At 59.4% G+C, this 15,979-nt stretch carries 15 protein-coding genes; 8 read left to right on the top strand and 7 right to left on the bottom strand.

The features are described from left to right. Positions 1 to 13: 13 nt before the first annotated feature. Positions 14 to 1,480: a M48 family metalloprotease gene (locus ABS758_RS05700; protein WP_350383778.1), complete on the top strand. Its 1,467-nt coding sequence runs from the start codon at positions 14 to 16 to the stop codon at positions 1,478 to 1,480. A 44-nt stretch (positions 1,481 to 1,524) separates the two neighbouring features. On the opposite strand, the gene ABS758_RS05695 is transcribed toward ABS758_RS05700, so the two are convergent. Both ABS758_RS05695 and ABS758_RS05690 read right to left on the bottom strand, forming a co-directional pair. Further along, positions 1,525 to 1,755, bottom strand: coding sequence for a zinc-finger domain-containing protein (locus ABS758_RS05695; RefSeq protein WP_350383775.1), 231 nt, complete (start codon positions 1,753 to 1,755; stop codon positions 1,525 to 1,527). A gap of 11 nt (positions 1,756 to 1,766) precedes the next feature. Further along, positions 1,767 to 2,687 carry a branched-chain amino acid transaminase gene (locus ABS758_RS05690; protein ID WP_350383773.1) on the bottom strand — a complete coding sequence of 307 codons (921 nt, stop codon included), beginning with the start codon at positions 2,685 to 2,687 and terminating at the stop codon, positions 1,767 to 1,769. Between the two features lie 122 nt (positions 2,688 to 2,809). Here ABS758_RS05690 and ABS758_RS05685 point away from each other — a divergent pair, with 122 nt between their 5' ends. Next, positions 2,810 to 4,189: a DEAD/DEAH box helicase gene (locus tag ABS758_RS05685; RefSeq protein WP_350383772.1), complete on the top strand. Its 1,380-nt coding sequence runs from the start codon at positions 2,810 to 2,812 to the stop codon at positions 4,187 to 4,189. Positions 4,190 to 4,209: 20 nt separating this feature from the next. On the opposite strand, the gene ABS758_RS05680 is transcribed toward ABS758_RS05685, so the two are convergent. Further along, complete coding sequence (locus ABS758_RS05680) at positions 4,210 to 4,638, bottom strand: thioredoxin family protein (RefSeq protein ID WP_350383770.1); 429 nt, start codon at positions 4,636 to 4,638, stop codon at positions 4,210 to 4,212. On the opposite strand from ABS758_RS05680, the gene ABS758_RS05675 reads away from it, so the two are divergent. The 6 genes from ABS758_RS05675 to ABS758_RS05650 all read left to right on the top strand — a co-directional run bounded on the left by ABS758_RS05675 (position 4,637) and on the right by ABS758_RS05650 (position 12,654). Then, positions 4,637 to 5,428, top strand: a complete 792-nt coding sequence (locus tag ABS758_RS05675) for an EI24 domain-containing protein (RefSeq protein ID WP_350383768.1) — start codon at positions 4,637 to 4,639, stop codon at positions 5,426 to 5,428. The genes ABS758_RS05680 and ABS758_RS05675 overlap by 2 nt on opposite strands. Before the next feature lie 46 nt (positions 5,429 to 5,474). Continuing rightward, on the top strand, positions 5,475 to 6,323 hold the full coding sequence (locus ABS758_RS05670; RefSeq protein ID WP_350383766.1) for a competence/damage-inducible protein A: 849 nt from the start codon (positions 5,475 to 5,477) through the stop codon (positions 6,321 to 6,323). Between the two features lie 126 nt (positions 6,324 to 6,449). Then, entirely contained in the window at positions 6,450 to 7,253 is an 804-nt protein-coding gene (locus tag ABS758_RS05665) for an IclR family transcriptional regulator (RefSeq protein ID WP_350383763.1), read from the top strand. Between the two features lie 161 nt (positions 7,254 to 7,414). Continuing rightward, positions 7,415 to 7,981: a phasin family protein gene (locus ABS758_RS05660; RefSeq protein ID WP_350383761.1), complete on the top strand. Its 567-nt coding sequence runs from the start codon at positions 7,415 to 7,417 to the stop codon at positions 7,979 to 7,981. 285 nt (positions 7,982 to 8,266) lie between these two features. Next, a complete protein-coding gene (locus ABS758_RS05655) occupies positions 8,267 to 9,478 on the top strand; it encodes an efflux RND transporter periplasmic adaptor subunit (protein ID WP_350383758.1) in 1,212 nt (403 codons plus the stop codon). 11 nt (positions 9,479 to 9,489) lie between these two features. Then, positions 9,490 to 12,654, top strand: a complete 3,165-nt coding sequence (locus ABS758_RS05650) for an efflux RND transporter permease subunit (protein WP_350383755.1) — start codon at positions 9,490 to 9,492, stop codon at positions 12,652 to 12,654. Between the two features lie 19 nt (positions 12,655 to 12,673). Here the strand turns inward: ABS758_RS05650 and ABS758_RS05645 are convergent, their stop codons facing one another. The 4 genes from ABS758_RS05645 to ABS758_RS05630 form a co-directional block, all read right to left on the bottom strand. Further along, positions 12,674 to 13,720, bottom strand: a complete 1,047-nt coding sequence (locus ABS758_RS05645; RefSeq protein WP_350383752.1) for a quinone-dependent dihydroorotate dehydrogenase — start codon at positions 13,718 to 13,720, stop codon at positions 12,674 to 12,676. 23 nt (positions 13,721 to 13,743) lie between these two features. Further along, positions 13,744 to 14,475 carry an arginyltransferase gene (locus ABS758_RS05640; RefSeq protein ID WP_350383749.1) on the bottom strand — a complete coding sequence of 244 codons (732 nt, stop codon included), beginning with the start codon at positions 14,473 to 14,475 and terminating at the stop codon, positions 13,744 to 13,746. 62 nt (positions 14,476 to 14,537) lie between these two features. Further along, positions 14,538 to 15,356, bottom strand: coding sequence for a leucyl/phenylalanyl-tRNA--protein transferase (aat, locus tag ABS758_RS05635; protein ID WP_350383746.1), 819 nt, complete (start codon positions 15,354 to 15,356; stop codon positions 14,538 to 14,540). 27 nt (positions 15,357 to 15,383) lie between these two features. Next, positions 15,384 to 15,971, bottom strand: a complete 588-nt coding sequence (locus tag ABS758_RS05630; RefSeq protein ID WP_350383744.1) for an NUDIX hydrolase — start codon at positions 15,969 to 15,971, stop codon at positions 15,384 to 15,386. Between the last annotated feature and the right edge of the window lie 8 nt (positions 15,972 to 15,979).

Raw genomic sequence — 15,979 nt, 5'->3', positions numbered from 1 at the left:
GGGTGGTTTCATTATGCGCCGTACCGGACAGATCCTGTGCCTGATTACTGCTTTATCGTGTGCTGTGCCGGCCTGGACACAGCCTGTGGGCCTGCCCACCCTGGGTGCGGCTTCCTCGGCAGAACTCTCCCCCGGCGTCGAGCGTCTGCTGGGGCAGGCCATCATGGAGCAGGGCCGCCACGACCCCACCTATATTGCCGATCTGGATATCAATCAGTATCTGACCCAGTTGGGTAGAAAACTGGCGGCACATGCCCCTCAGTCCTTGTCACAGGACATCACCGTGTTTGCGGTGCGCGACCCCTCCATCAATGCCTTTGCCTTGCCGGGGGGGTATATCGGGATTCATAGCGGGCTTGTGACCACCACAAACACCGAGTCCGAACTCGCCGGTGTGCTGGCTCACGAGATTGGCCACGTCATGCAGCGCCACATCGCCCGGGGCATCACACAACAGTCACAAGGCACAGCCCTGATGGTTGCCAGCCTGGTAGGGGCCTTGCTGGCGGCGCTGGCCGGGCAGGGCGATCTGGCAATGGGGGTTGCTACCTTTGGGCAAGCCGCCACCATCGATCGTCAGCTGGGTTTTTCTCGTAGCGCCGAGCAGGAAGCCGACCGGGCCGGTTTTCAGATGCTGAGCCAGACAGGGTTCAACCCCCGTGGCATGCTCACCATGTTTCGCAAGCTTGCCAATGCATCCCGGCTCAACGAAGGAGCAGGAGGCGGGTATGCCTCTACCCATCCATTGTCCATCCAGCGCATGTCCGATATCGAAAACCGGGTGGCCAATATGTCGTCAGGCAAAGACACCCTGGATGCTCAATATTGGTTTGTGCGCAGCCGTCTGGCACTGATTCAGGCGCGCAGCAACGAAGACACGCGTCGCCTGCAGCAGTCTTTTGAAAGCGAAGCGAAAAAGACCAGTGGCAGCAGCCAGGCCGCGGCCCTTTATGGGCTGGCGTGGTTGCACTGGAAATCCGGCGGTCTTGCCCAGGCCAAGCAGTTGCTGGATCAGGCCAATGCCGTGCAGCCGGCGCCGCAACTGGCGCTGCTGGAAATCAGTTTGGCACGTGCCAGCGGTGTGGCTGCGGCGGTGGATGTATCAGCGCAAGCCTGGAAACAGTGGCCCAATAGCCAGGCGGTGGCTGATGCGCACGCCCGTGCCCTGCAGGCAGCCGACAAGCATGCCCAGGCGGTTGAGTTTCTGAAGACTGTCATCAAGAAATGGAGCCATGTGCCCGAGTTTCAGCAACTGCTGGCCACCAGCCTGGAGCACCAGGGCCAGAAGGTACAGGCCCACGAGGCCATGGCTACGTACTTCGAGCAAACGGGTGCCTTGCCCACAGCCATGGAACACCTGCAGCAGGCGCGTCGCTTATCAGACGATTTTTACGAACAATCGCGCCTGGATACACGCATCCAGGCTTTGAGAGACCATCTGGAAAACCGCCGGGCCCTGCTGGAGCCTTTCCGGAAATAAGCGATGGGCGCCACCTCTGCCTGAAGCAGGGGTGGGCCGCGGCTTTAGATGCGAATGCCTGCTTGCTCGTGGCCGTGAGGGTGGTCGCCCTCGCGCAGGACGTACTCGGTGCCGCAATACTGGCACTTGGCGACACCGTTTTTGACCACCTCGATGTAGGTGCGCGGGTGCATGCACCAAAGCGGTGATTTCGGGCCTGGGCAAAATACCGGGAGGTCTTCGGCACCGACCACGACGGGTTCTTTTTTGTGAGAAGTATTGGGATTGCTGCTCATGGTGTTTCCTGTTATACCTTCGAGAGCCAGTGATGATATTTGGGCGTCTTGCCCGATACCGCATCGAAGAACGCTTTTTGCAATTGGGCTGTGATGGGGCCGCGCTCGCCGGCGCCAATCTGGCGGCCGTCGATTTCGCGAATGGGTGTGACTTCGGCCGCCGTGCCGGTAAAGAAGGCTTCGTCGGCAATGTAGAGGTCGTCGCGGGTGAGCCGGCGGGACACCACTTTCAGGCCGAGGTCGTCGGCGAGCTGGTGGATGGACGCCCGGGTAATGCCCGTGAGCGCGCAGGCGATATCGGGTTCGTAGAGCACGCCATCCCGAACAATAAACAGGTTTTCGCCCGCGCCTTCGGCCACGAAGCCGCTGGTGTCCAGCAAGATGGCTTCGTCGTAGCCGTGATCCTGGGCCTCGGCGTTGGCCAGAATGGAGTTGGCGTATGTGCTGGCAATCTTGGCACGGGGCATGGTGACATTGACATGCTGGCGTGCAAACGAGGAAATTTTGACCCGGATGCCCTGTTTGAGGGCTTCTTCGCCCAGATAGGCACCCCAGGGCCAGGCTGCGATGGCCACATGCACCTGCGCGCCTTTGGGCGACACCCCCATTTTCTCGGAGCCATAAAACACGATGGGGCGGATGTAGCAGGACTCAAGCTCGTTGCGTCGCACGACCTCGATTTGAGCCGAGGAGATGGCTTCGCGGGTGTACGGAATCTTGATTTGGTAGATATGTGCCGAGTTGAACAGGCGGCGTGTGTGATCTTCGAGGCGGAAAATAGCCGTGCCGTGGTCGGTTTTGTAGGCGCGCACGCCTTCGAAGACGGACAGCCCATAATGCAGAGAATGAGTCAGGACGTGCGTGGTTGCTTCGCGCCAAGGCACGAGCTTGCCATCATACCAGATTACCCCGTCGCGGTCGGCCATGGACATTGCGATCTCCCAGATTAATAGCGCTTTATTGTACCAATTGCCCGCGCAACGGAGATGCACGTTAAAATACTTCGTTCATGCACGCGTTGGGCCTTTTTGGGCCGGCGCATCTTTTACGACGAATGACCGAAACCATCCCCCAAGATTCTATTGCCGATACGCCTGTTGCGTTTGGCCAGTTTGGCCTGCATCCAGGCATCATGAAAGCCATCGAGGCCTCCGGATATGTGTCTGCGACACCCATCCAGGCCAAAGCAATCCCCATCGCACTAAGTGGCCGTGATGTCATGGGGGCAGCCCAAACCGGCACGGGTAAAACAGCCGCGTTTTCCTTACCCATCCTGCACCGGCTGATGCCGTTTGCCAATACCAGTGCATCTCCTGCCCGCCACCCTGTGCGGGCGCTGATCCTCACACCTACCCGCGAGCTCGCCGACCAAATCCACGAGAACGTACAGCGCTACAGCCAGTACGTGCCCTTGCGTGCCGCGGTGGTATTTGGCGGAGTGGATATCCGCCCTCAGCGCGATCAGTTGCGCCGGGGCTGCGAGATCCTCATTGCCACGCCGGGACGGCTGCTTGATCACGTCGAACAGCGCAACGTCAATCTCGGGCAGGTAGGCATTCTGGTTCTGGATGAAGCCGACCGCATGCTGGATATGGGCTTTTTGCCAGACCTCGATCGCATCATGCGTCTGCTGCCCCCCGGGCGGCAGGGCTTGCTGTTTTCGGCCACCTTCAGCCCCGAGATCCGCAAGCTGGGTCGCGGCTTTTTGCGCACCCCCGTCGAAGTCGAAGTTGCGCGAGCCAATGCCACAGCCGATACGGTGTCTCAAATCGCCTATGGCCTCGAAGGCGATGCCAAACGGCGTGCCGTGGTGCATCTGGTCAAGTCGCGCAAGCTCACCCAGGTCATTGTGTTTTCCAACACAAAAATTGGTTGCAGTCGCTTGGCGCGCCAACTAGAGCAAGACGGTGTACGGGCCGAGTCCATCCATGGCAACAAATCGCAAATCGAGCGCATGAAAGCACTCGAGGCCTTCAAGGCGGGCACCCTCGAAGTCCTGGTGGCTACCGATGTGGCCGCACGTGGCCTGGATGTGGCCGGTATTCCGTGCGTGATCAACTATGATCTGCCCCGTAATCCCGAAGACTACGTCCACCGCATCGGCCGTACCGGCCGTGCTGGCGCTCTGGGCGAGGCCATTGCCTTTTTTGCGCCCGACGAAGAGCGGCATTTGCTGGACATCGAAAAGCTCATCAAAACCAAGATACCCCGTGGCGAGCTTGATCTTCCCCGCCTGCCACGGCGGCGGCCGGTGGTTGCACCCCGGCATAGCGGTGGTGGCTGGCATGCGCCGGCAGCACCTGTGGATGATTTTTTCGACAAACCCTACGAGCCTTCAACTTCGTCTGTGCCCAGTCAGGGGGTCCCTCCTGTCGCAACCCCTTCACGCCAGTCGGTGGGGGTGTTATTGGGTGGCAAGGGCAAGCCCAGCTAAGCCCCCTATCTACCTGCCGGTCAACCGGCAGCCAGATGCCGGATATTACCGGGCCCCGCCTGCACGATTGGCAGGCGGTCTGCCCCATCCAGCAGGCGCTTCAGGTGGTCTATATACGGAAGCTGGGTGCCCCAGAACCGCGTCCCGCCTGCATCCTGAACCAGCACCGTCGGGAAATTCTCGACATCCTCATCGCCCAGCCACTCGGGGCTGTCCTCAACGTCTACCCAGATAAACGTCCAGTCGGGATGCTGTGCAGCCAGGTTCTCGAATGCTGGTTGGTAGGCATCGCAGGTGCGGCACCAGGCCGCGCAATAACAGACCACGCACGTGTTGTGGCTGTCGGCCAGCCGCTGTTGCAGCGCTGCCAGATCAGAGTGGGGGTTGAATACTTTCATCAGGGCAATATAGTATGAAATTTCCCAGTTATTTTCAGTGTGTGTATTCATGAACCACCAGGATCTCGTCGTGCGCAGCCCGCATTCTCCCAATGGTCTGACCCTGGTCGGGCAGGCATTTCGGCGCGCGCTGATCAGCCAACTGCATCCGCGCATGCTGGCGGCCCTGTTTTTGCCGTTTCTCGTTGCCATCCTTGGTGCAGCCCTTTTGCTGTGGTTCTTTTGGACGCCACTGACAGGCTGGCTGGATCAGGAAGCCTCCTCGTGGGGCGTATTCAATACCGTGGATGGCTGGCTGGTTGCGGTTGGCCTGTTTTCCCTCAAGTTGTGGATGGTGCCACTGCTGGCTGCCGGCCTGTTGCTGCCGATGGCGGGCATATTGGGCTTGGGCATTGCCGCGGTGTTTGTCATGCCACTGGTATTGCAGCACCTCGAGAAGCGCGATTATCCCGGGCTGCGGCGTCAAGGTCAGCACGCAACCGTTCTGGGCACCTGGAACGCCATCTGGGTGGGCTTTCTGTTTTGTGTGGGCTGGGTGCTTACCATGCCCTTATGGCTGTTGCCGCCGATGGCCCTGGTGCTGCCGGTGTTCTGGTGGGCGTTTGCGGTTAATCGCATGCTGCGGGTGGATGCCATGATCGAGCATGCCAGTGGCCCCGAGCGGCGCCTGCTCTGGCGTCGCCACACCAGATCCCTGTGGCTGATGGCCGGCATCCTCGCAGTCATCAATCTGGTGCCCTTGTTTTGGCTGGTCATGCCGGTGTTCTCGGCACTGGTCTATGCCCATTTCAGTCTGGATGCGATCCGGCGGCTGCGCACCGAAACCCTGATCGATATCTGATTGGCTGCATCCTCATTTATTTCCCTGTATTTACTGGAAACCTCCCATGACCTCGTCCGCCCGTACACACACGCCAGCCAACACTGTTGCCAGCCCCCGCCGGGCCCCTCGTGTAAGGCTGATTGCCATTGGCGACGAAATTCTCTCGGGGCGGCGACAGGACAAACATTTCAGCACCCTGATCAATCTGTTGCAGGAACGTGGGATGCAACTCAATGCGGCCGAGTTCATCTCCGACGACGAAGACGAGATCACCGCCTGCCTGCAGCGCAGCTTTGCCACACCTGATCTGGTTTTTTGTTGCGGTGGCATCGGCGCTACCCCGGATGACCGCACCCGCCAGGCGGCCGCGCGTGCATTAGGGGTTGGGCTGGCGCTGCACCCAGAGGCCGGGCAGCTGATTGCGCAGCGGTGTGCCGACATGGCAGCCAAGGGGCAGGGTAGTGCGGATATGTCTACACCCGAAAACCAGCAACGGCTGCAAATGGGCGTGTTTCCAGAAGGCGCCGAAATCATTCCCAATACGTATAACCGTATTCCCGGGTTTTTTATTCATAATCACAGTTTCATGCCCGGGTTTCCGGTCATGGCGCATCCGATGATGGCCTGGACACTGGATACCCGTTATGCCGGTTGGCATCACCACGAGGCGCGGGTCGAGCATTCCTTTTTGTTGTTTGGCTTGCCCGAGTCCCGCATCACGCCTGCCCTGGAGGCGCTCGAGCTGCGGTGGCCGGGGATTCGCGCGTTCAGCCTGCCCAACGTTGGCGATTCAGGCGGCTATCCGCATATCGAGCTTGGGGTCAAGGGCGAGCCCGTTGCCGCAGCGGAAGCCTTGGCCTGGCTGCGCGCCCAAGTGCAGTCGCTGGGTGGCCGGCTAAATCCGCCTGCCTGATCCTTTGCCCGGATAGAGACAAAAGCCTGCATCACGGGGCTTGCCATCCTTCCCGATTTTTCATAGTATGGAATTTGTCGCGTTGCAACAATTTTCTCTATGGCTCATTCGCAAAGTCCGGCTTCCATGCTTTCCTCTTCCTCCCCGTCGTTGCACGACTCCGTCGCGGATACCAGTGCGGTCACCATCCAGGTGCTGGATCGAGCAATGCGTATTCTGGATGTGCTGGCCAGCCAGCGCGATCCCGTTGCACTAAAAGACCTGGCAGCCGCCACCGGCTTGCACGCATCCACCACACACCGGATTCTTGCCGATCTGGCTGTTGGCCGCTATGTCGAGCGGGTGGATAGCGGCCTGTATCGCCTGGGGATGCGGTTGCTGGAGCTCGGATCGTTGGTCAAGGGGCGCCTGGATGTCCGTACTGCGTCGTTGGGCCCCATGCGCGAGCTTCATCGTCAAACCGGGCAGACAGTCAACCTGTCCCTGGCGCAAGGCGACGAAATCGTCTATATCGAACGTGCCTGGAGCGAGCGCTCGGGCATGCAGGTGGTGCGTGCCATCGGTGGCCGTGCCCCTTTGCATCTCACCTCCACCGGCAAGCTGTTTCTGGCCACCTGGGATGCACGCAATGTGCGCAGCTATGCCATTCGCACAGGCTTGGCGGGCAATACCCGCAACAGCCTTACACAACTCGAGCAACTCGAGCGCGAACTGGCCCTGGTACGACGTCACGGCTATTCGCGCGACAACGAAGAGCTCGAGCTTGGAGTACGCTGCATTGCGGCGGGTGTCTACGACGATACCGGCACCTTGCTGGCTGGTTTATCGCTGTCGGCACCGGCAGAGCGCATGCGTGACGACTGGATTCCGTTGCTGATGGCAGCCACATCCAGCATCTCGGAAGCATTGGGCTACGAAGCCGCACACTAAATGACACACTTATTTGTTGCATCGCAGCAAATAAGTGTTGACATCCATTTTGATTCATTTAAACTTTCAATTGTGCGCTGCAGCAATTCTTGCTGACAGTCGAGAAGGTGCCGGGCATATCGCCTCTGAGGAAGCCTTCTACTTATTGACAAGGAGTCATCATGAGTGCAAATCCCCAACTGCTGGCCACACAAAAGGCCGTCATCGACAATTTCCTGGCTGTTCAAGGTACGTTTTTCAGCGGCTTCGAAAAGTTGGTCGACCTTAACCTGAAAGCCACCAAGGCTGTTCTGGACGACGCTGCGCAGAAATCGCAAGATGCCGTCGAACTCAAGGATGCCCAAGAGCTTCTGGCTTTCACCTCCGGTTTGGTTCGCCCCGAGCAGGCTGTTGCCTATGGCAAGGATGTTTACGAGATTCTTGCCAGTGTGCAAGGCGAGCTCAGCAAATTGGCTGAAACCCAATTGGCCGACAGCCAGGATCGCGTGTCCGACGCGGTAGAGCAGTTTGCCCGCAACGCCCCCACCGGCTCTGAAGGTGCGGTTGCCTTGCTGAAGTCCTCGCTGGCCACGGCCACCAATGCTTACGAGTCGGCAACCAAGGCCGCTCGTCAGGCCGCCAGTGCTGCCGAGTCCAACTTCACTGCTGCCACCAACGCCACGCTCAAGGCTGCGGCTGACGCCTCCAAGGCCAGCAAGCCTGCACGCAGCCGTCGTTCAGCCAACTAATCACTGGCTGCACGGGGCCTGCCGCTAGGCGGGCCTGCAAGAACGCTCCGTAGCAACATCCTTAAGGGCCTCCAAGGCATGGATAAGATCCAGCTTTGGGGGCCTTTATATTAGGCCCAACCTTTACCCTCTGGTATTTTCTTCCGCAAGTGCTGCGATTGGCTTACCCTCAATATGCAGCTTGACCGTATACTCGCACAGGGCGCCATTTGGTGTTCCAACCGCACGTCGTCTGCTGAGCAGGGCGGCGCCAGGCAGTTTTCAACCTCCCGAGAGATTTTCTGAATGTCGTCCGTTCGTCGTTCGCTGCTGGTTGTGGGTGTGCCTGTCCTGTTGGTTCTGGGGGCGATGATCTGGTGGGTGAGCCAGCCCAAGGCCAAGGTGCCGGCCAGTACCACTCAGGTGGCGGCGGTGCGTGTGCATGTACAACCGGTTCAGGTGCAGGATGTCACCATCCGCCTGCCCGGCCTGGGTATTGTCCAGGCATGGCATTCGGCCACCATCCGTGCCCGCATCGATGGGCAGCTGCAGTCGCTGGGGTTTCTTGAGGGCGAGCAGGTAAAAAAAGGACAACTGATCGCCCAACTGGACAACCGTGCCCAGAAGGCTCAACTGGATCTTGCTCTGGCACAGCGTAGCCGCGATCAGGCGCAGCTGGATAACGCCCGGCAAGACCTCAAACGTTACACCGAACTGGCCCGCCAGTCTGCCATCAATCGCCAGACTCTGGATACGCAACGTGCGCAGGTAGCAACCTTGCAAGCCATAGTGCAGGCGGATGATGCACAAGTGCAAGCCGCCAGGGTACAGCTGGATTACACCCGGATTGTGGCGCCGTTTGCTGGGCGCACAGGAGCCCGGCTGGTGGATCCTGGCAATCTCGTGCGGGCGGCGGATGGCCAGGGGCTGGTGGTTATCAATCAGACAGACCCCATTGCCGTCAACTTTACCGTGCCGGATACCGAGTACGCGCAGATTCAGGCTGCCTTGAAGGGCGCTGATGCCTTGCCGCCCGATGCGTCCCTGCCGGCAGTCAAGGTGCAAGTGTTGCCACGTGGGCAATCCGGCGTACTGAAAGAAGGGCGCCTGGTGTTGGTGGATAACCAGGTAGACACCAGCAGTGGCACACTGCGCCTCAAGGCCAGGTTTGATAACCCGGATGCGGTTTTGTGGCCTGGCCAGGCGGTGGATGTGCGGCTGGTTTTGGGCGTGCGCAAGCACGCACTGACGGTACCCGACGCCGCAGTGCAGCGGGGTGCTCAGGGCCTGTTTGTGTATGTGGTGTCGGCGGATGACACTGTACGGGCACAAGCCGTGCAGGTGGCATTCAGCCAGGATGGTTTCAGTGTCATCGAGCAAGGCCTTGCGGCTGAGGATCGTGTGGTGACTGATGGGCAATATCGTTTGCATCCCGGCGCGCGAATCGCCGAGATTCAGCCAGAATCCGCCGAACCCAAGCCGGCTGCCTCCCAGGCAACCGCGCCGGCGGCATCCTGACGGGGCCGGACATGAAGTTCTCGACTTCGTTTATTCAGCGTCCCATTGGCACCTCGCTGCTGGCGCTGGCCCTGTTTTTGGTGGGGCTGGCGGTTTTCTCTTTGTTGCCTGTGGCGCCTTTGCCCCAGGTAGACTTTCCCACTATTCAGGTTACCGCCAAATTGCCTGGTGGTAATCCGGAAACCATGGCAACCAGCGTGGCACAGCCTCTGGAGCGTCAGTTTTCGACGATTCCCGGCCTGGTGCAGATGAGCTCGCAAAATGCATTGGGAGAGTCGCGCATTACCTTGCAGTTTGATCTGGATCGCAATATTGATGGTGCTGCCCTGGACGTGCAGACGGCGATTGCGTCAGCAGCGCGGCAGTTGCCTGCCAATATGCCCAGCCCGCCTACGTTTCGCAAGGTCAATCCGGCTGATTTTTCCATCCTGATCCTGTCGGTGCAATCGGATGTATTGCCCATCACGGTGGTCAACGACTACACGGACAATATCCTGGCGCAACAGCTCTCACGCGTTGAAGGCGTGGGTCAGGTCAATATCTTCGGGCAACAAAAGCCCGCGATCCGCGTACAGATCGACCCCCTGAGAATTTCCGCACTGGGGCTTGATCTTGAATCCATCCGGGGCGTGCTGGCCAGCACCACGGTCAATCAGCCCAAGGGCACCGTAGACGGGGCGCGACAAAGCTATACCATCTACACCAACGACCAACTGCTCAGTGTCGAGCACTGGAATGACGCGATTGTGGCCTGGCGCAATGGGGCGCCTGTCAGAATCCGGGATATCGGGCAGGCTATCCCAGGCCCAGAGGACACCAAGCAGGCCGCCTGGGCCTTTGCGGGGAAAGGTGCGCAGCCTGGTGATGTGGCATTGGATGGACGGTCTCTGGTGGTGGGCGTGACCAAACAGCCCGGTGCCAATGTGATCGATACCGTGGCGCGTATCAAGGCCGAGATGCCAAAGCTGATGGCATCCATGCCGGCCAGCATTCATGTCAGCACGCTGATTGATCGTACCCAAAATATTCAAGCCTCGGTGCACGAGGTGGAATTTACGCTGTTGTTGTCCATCGCACTGGTGGTGCTGGTGATATTCATGTTTTTGCGCAATGTGGCGGGCACACTGATTGCCAGTGTGGCCGTGCCGCTGGTGCTGATGGGCACCTTTGCACTGATGTATCTGGCAGGCTACAGCCTGGATAACCTGTCCCTCATGGCGCTCACCATTTCGGTGGGCTTCATCATTGATGATGCCGTGGTCATGCTGGAAAACATCTGGCGTCACATCGAGGAAGGCATGCGGCCCTTTGAGGCGGCAGTGCGAGGGGCCCAGGAAATTGGTTTCACAATTATCTCGATTTCCGTGTCATTGATGGCCGTGTTTATCCCCCTGCTGCTTATGGGGGGCATTGTGGGGCGCCTGTTTCGCGAGTTTGCCGTCACGGTGGTCATAACCATCGGCATCTCGGTGCTGGTGACCCTTACCCTGACGCCGATGTTGTGCTCGCGTTTTTTGCGTCAGCAGCGGCCCGGGCAGCATGGCCGCTTGTACCAGATCTTTGAGACAGGTTTTGATCGGCTGCTGGGGGCTTATCGCCGGTCTTTGGATGTGGTGCTCAATCACGCCTTTGCTACGCTTTGCGTGTTTTTACTGACGCTGGCGGCTTCTGTGGCCTTGCTGATCGTGATCCCCAAAGGGTTTTTTCCGCAGCAGGATACTGGCACGATTTTTGGGATTGCTGAATCGGGGCAAGACAGTTCTTTTGAGGCCATGAATGAACGCATGATGGCGCTGGCGGATGTCCTGCGGCAAGACCCGGATATCACGGGGTTTGGCATGACCAGCAATGCCCCTACGTTTAATACCGGGCGGTTTTTCATTAGCCTCACACCACGCAGCCAGGGGCGCACGGCAACGGCCGACGAAGTTATCCGGCGCCTGAACCCGCAGTTGGCCCGAGTGCCGGGTGTGCGCCTGTTCATGCAGGCCGGGCAGGACATCAACGTCGGTGGGCGCCTGTCGCGTACGCAATATCAGTACACCCTTACCAGCGCCAACCTGGACGAGCTTAATATCTGGGCCCCACGGCTGCTTGAACGGTTTCGTACCCTGGCACCACTCACTGATCTGGCGACCGACCAGCAAAATGGTGCCAGTACGGCGGTTGTCACGATCGACCGCGCCCGGGCGGCCATGTTTGGCATCACCCCCGCCATGATCGACAGCACCATCTATGATGCACTGGGCCAGCGCCAGGTGGCGCAGTTCTTTACCCAGATCAACAGCTATAACGTAGTGCTCGAGATTACGCCGCAATGGCAGCGTGATCCCGATGTGTTCTCGCGCCTGTATATCAGCTCGCCGCTCACGGGCCAACAAGTACCGTTATCCAGCCTGGTAACGGTAGATACCTCGAAGACGGGCTATCTGTCCATCAATCACCAGGGGCAGTTTCCGGCGGTAACCATCTCGTTCAACCTGGCCAGTGGCTATTCGTTGGGGCAGGCGGTGGATGCCATCCAGGAGGCACAGGCCGAAATGGCTGTGCCTATTTCTGTTCAAGGCGCGTTTCAGGGCACCGCCCAGGCGTTTCAGGAGTCTCTCGCCACGCAGCCTTACCTGATTGCCGCCGCATTAATTGCGGTGTATATCGTTTTAGGCCTGCTCTACGAGAGCTATATCCACCCGCTCACGATTTTGTCCACCTTGCCGGCGGCTGGCGTGGGTGCCTTGCTGATTTTGATGCTCAGCGGCATGGATTTCAGTGTGATTGCCCTGATTGGGGTGCTGTTGCTGATTGGTATCGTAAAGAAAAACGGTATTTTGCTGATCGACTTTGCCATCGTGGCAGAGCGTGAGCAGGGGCTCTCGTCCCGGGAGGCCATTTATCAGGCGTGCCTGCTGCGGTTTCGCCCGATTCTCATGACCACCCTGTGTGCGCTGTTTGCCGGCCTGCCGCTGATGCTGGGTTCGGGGGCCGGATCAGAGTTGCGCCAGCCCCTGGGCTACACCATGGTGGGTGGCCTGATCTTGTCTCAGGTGCTTACCCTGTACACCACGCCCGTGGTATATCTGTATCTGGATCGCGCGCATCACCATTATGTGCGGGGGCGTGCGCTTAAACAGGCCCGGCGCTTGCGGGCACGCCGTCAGGCGGCACATCGGGTGGCCTGATGACCAAAACACCAAATGCTTACAGGGGATCCAGCGCCTGCACGCACTCGCGAATGAGTGCCGGGCCGCGATAGATCAGGCCAGTGTATAACTGCACTGCATCGGCGCCAGCCTGGATTTTTTCAATCGCCTGCTGGCCGGATTCGATCCCGCCCACGCCAATGATTGCCACCTTGTCGCCCAGTTGCTGGCGCAATTGGCGAATCACCACCAGCGACATCGCGTGTACGGGTGGGCCCGAAAGCCCCCCGGCTTCGTTTTCGTGGGGCAAGCCACGCACGGCATCGCGCGACAGTGTGGTGTTGGTGGCAATAATGCCATCGATGCCATGGTGGCTGATCAACTGCCCCACGGCCGTGATTTCGTCGGTGTCGAGATCAGGGGCGATTTTGACCACGAGCGGCCGCATGCGTCCGTGGATCTCGGCCAGTTGCTGGCGACGGGCGTGCAGTGCCGCCAGCAAGGCATCCAGCGCATCGTGGCTTTGCAGACTGCGCAGGTTTTTTGTGTTGGGCGAAGAAATATTGATGGTGATGTAGTCGGCATGCGGGTACACACCGTCCAGACAGCGCAGGTAGTCGTCTACCGCGTGCTCGATGGGGGTGGCTGCATTTTTGCCAATGTTTAATCCCAGGATGCCGCCTTTGCTGCGCCATTGGCTGCGCTTTACGTTGGCAATAAAGGTATCCAGCCCATCGTTGTTAAAGCCCATGCGGTTGATCAGGCAGCGGGCCCGGGGCAGGCGAAACATGCGTGGCTTGGGATTGCCTGGCTGGGCGCGCGGTGTAACGGTGCCAACTTCGATGAAGCCAAAGCCCAGTGCGGCCAGCGCATCGATATAGGCACCGTTTTTGTCCAGCCCGGCCGCCAGGCCAATGGGGTTGCGCAGGGGCAAGCCCATCACAGTGCGCGGCAGCGTGGGTTGTGCGGTGGCCGACAGCACCCGTGTGAGGGTGCACTGATGGCTGTGCTGCAGGGCGCGCAGCGTGTGTTCGTGCGCCTGTTCGGGGTCCATGGAGAACAGTGCGGCACGGGCCAGTGGATAGGCGTTGAACAAAAGAGACATGGGTATCCGGGGGATTCAGGACATCAGGGATCGGAGGGCTCGACCCACACACCACCCTGAAGAATCTGGTGGGGGCGAAACCGCGACTTATAAGCCATTTTACGGCTTTCGGCGATCCAGTAGCCCAGGTACAGCCAGGGCAGCTGGCGCTGCCGGCAGTAGTCCAGTTGCCACAGAATGCCATAGGTGCCCAGGCTGCCATGCCAGTCGGGATCATAGAAGGTATAGACGGCAGACAGGCCATGATCGAGATAATCCATGATGGCCACCATGCGCAATTGGCCGCCGGCATCATGAAACTCTGCCATCTCGGTGTGTACCCGGCTGGTAAGCAGAAACTGCGTGTACTGCGCCTGGTCGTCCTGATCCATCCCCGCACCCGGATGGCGCAGCTGCTGGTAGCGCAGGTACAGCGCAAAGTGGCTGGCATCCCAGTGCAGCGGGGTTAGCTGCACGCGAAGTGTTTCTTGCATGTGCCGCCACAATCTTTGCTGGGTACGGTTGCGCACAAACCGCTGAGTATCCACCCGCAGGGGAATACAGGCCTGGCATCCGTTGCAGGCAGGACGGTAGGTAAACAGGCCGCTGCGCCTGAAACCTTGTTCGATCAGGCGCGAATATGCGGCATCATCCACCAGATGGGCGGGTGCGGCCACCTCGGATCGCGCCATGCGCCCCGGCAAGTAGCTGCAGGGGTAGGCGGCCGTTGTATAAAACTGCAGGTGGCGGAAAATCGACTCGCTGGGTTTGCTCATGAGATAGCCTCGTATCCTCTGCCTACATTGTGGCACCGTGCGTACTGCTTGTACCTAGTTGCTCAAGGCTGGATCAGAGGTATCAAGCGCCCATCGGCTGTCAGGCGGCCAGATGGCCAGTGCAGCTGCGTGTCATCGCGCCCTTGTGCCAGTCGGCTCAGGAAGTCATCGCGGGAGATGGCTTGTGCGCCCAGGCTGGCCAGATGAGGGGTTTCTTGTTGGCAGTCTATCCAGGGGATGCCCTGAGCCATCAGAAACCGAACCAGATATGCCAGCGCTACCTTGCTGGTGTCTGTGGCCAGGCTGAACATCGACTCACCAAAAAAGCAGCGCCCGATACACACGCCATACAAGCCGCCCGCCAACTGTCCATTGATCCAGGTTTCTACGCTGTGGGCATATCCCAGGTGATGCCAGGCGCGGTAGGTCTGACGGATATCGGGTGTAATCCAGGTGCCACCCGGTTGTGGTGCGGCGGGTGCCGGCCAGTGCTGCGTATGGCGGGCCGCACCCAGGCCAAGCCGGTGTGGGTTGCGCTGTGCGCAGTGTGTGATGACTTGATCGAATGCTGTGTTTAGCGTGATCGCCAGGCCCGCTTGGCCGGCCGGGTGGGTTGGCTGTAGGGGAGGACGATCAAACTGGCGGACGCGTTTGGCCAGTGAGTGGCTGATGTGAAGATCGCCGCACATCAGCAGCATGCGTGGATCCGGACTCCACCAGAGCACGGGCTCACCCGGGCTATACCATGGAAACATTCCCTTGCGGTATGCCTCAAGCAACCGTGCGGTCGATAGGTCGGCCCCCGCCGCCACCAGTCCGTGGGGAGAGGTTTGCTTGATCTCTGGCAGGGGCGTGTTGGGGTCTACCCAGATAATCGACATGGCACCATATCGGCTGATGCGCGCGGCCTAATCAGGAAAGCGCAGGTCGATGGCGTAATGATGTGTGGGAAACACGCCTTGTGGCCGGTCTTTGAGATAGTGTTCGATGGTGGTGCTGACTGTGCGAAACGCCAGGTCGTTCCAGGGGATCTCATCGAGCTTGAAAAAACCGGCTTCGAGGGTTTCGGGGCCTGGAGCCAGATGGGGCCCCAGGACATCGGCCAAATAAAAGAAATGCACCTGATTGACAGACGGCACGTCCACCACGGTGAATAAAGAACGCACCTGAATGCGTGCGCCGGATTCTTCGTGATTTTCGCGTATCGCGCCTTGCTCGGTGGTTTCTCCGAGTTCCATAAAGCCCGCCGGGAGCGTCCATTTGCCGTAACGGGGCTCGATGGCCCGCCGACACAGCAGGATCTGGTCTTGCAAAACAGGCACGATACCCACGACGTTGCGCGGATTTTGATAATGAACTGCACCGCAGTGGGTGCAGAGATCCCGGATACGATTGTCATCAGGCGGAGTTTCGCGGCTGAGACGGTGGCCACATTGAGAGCAGAACTGCTGCGTACGGGGAGCCGGATGATAGAAGGCGGGATCAGTTTGATTCATGAACTGAT

Origin of the sequence: Castellaniella sp. FW104-7C03 (assembly GCF_040276085.1) — a bacterium.
Classification (GTDB): Bacteria; Pseudomonadota; Gammaproteobacteria; order Burkholderiales; family Burkholderiaceae_B; genus Castellaniella.
Note: the sequence above shows the minus strand (reverse complement) of the source record. Positions and strands in the feature narration are given on the sequence as shown.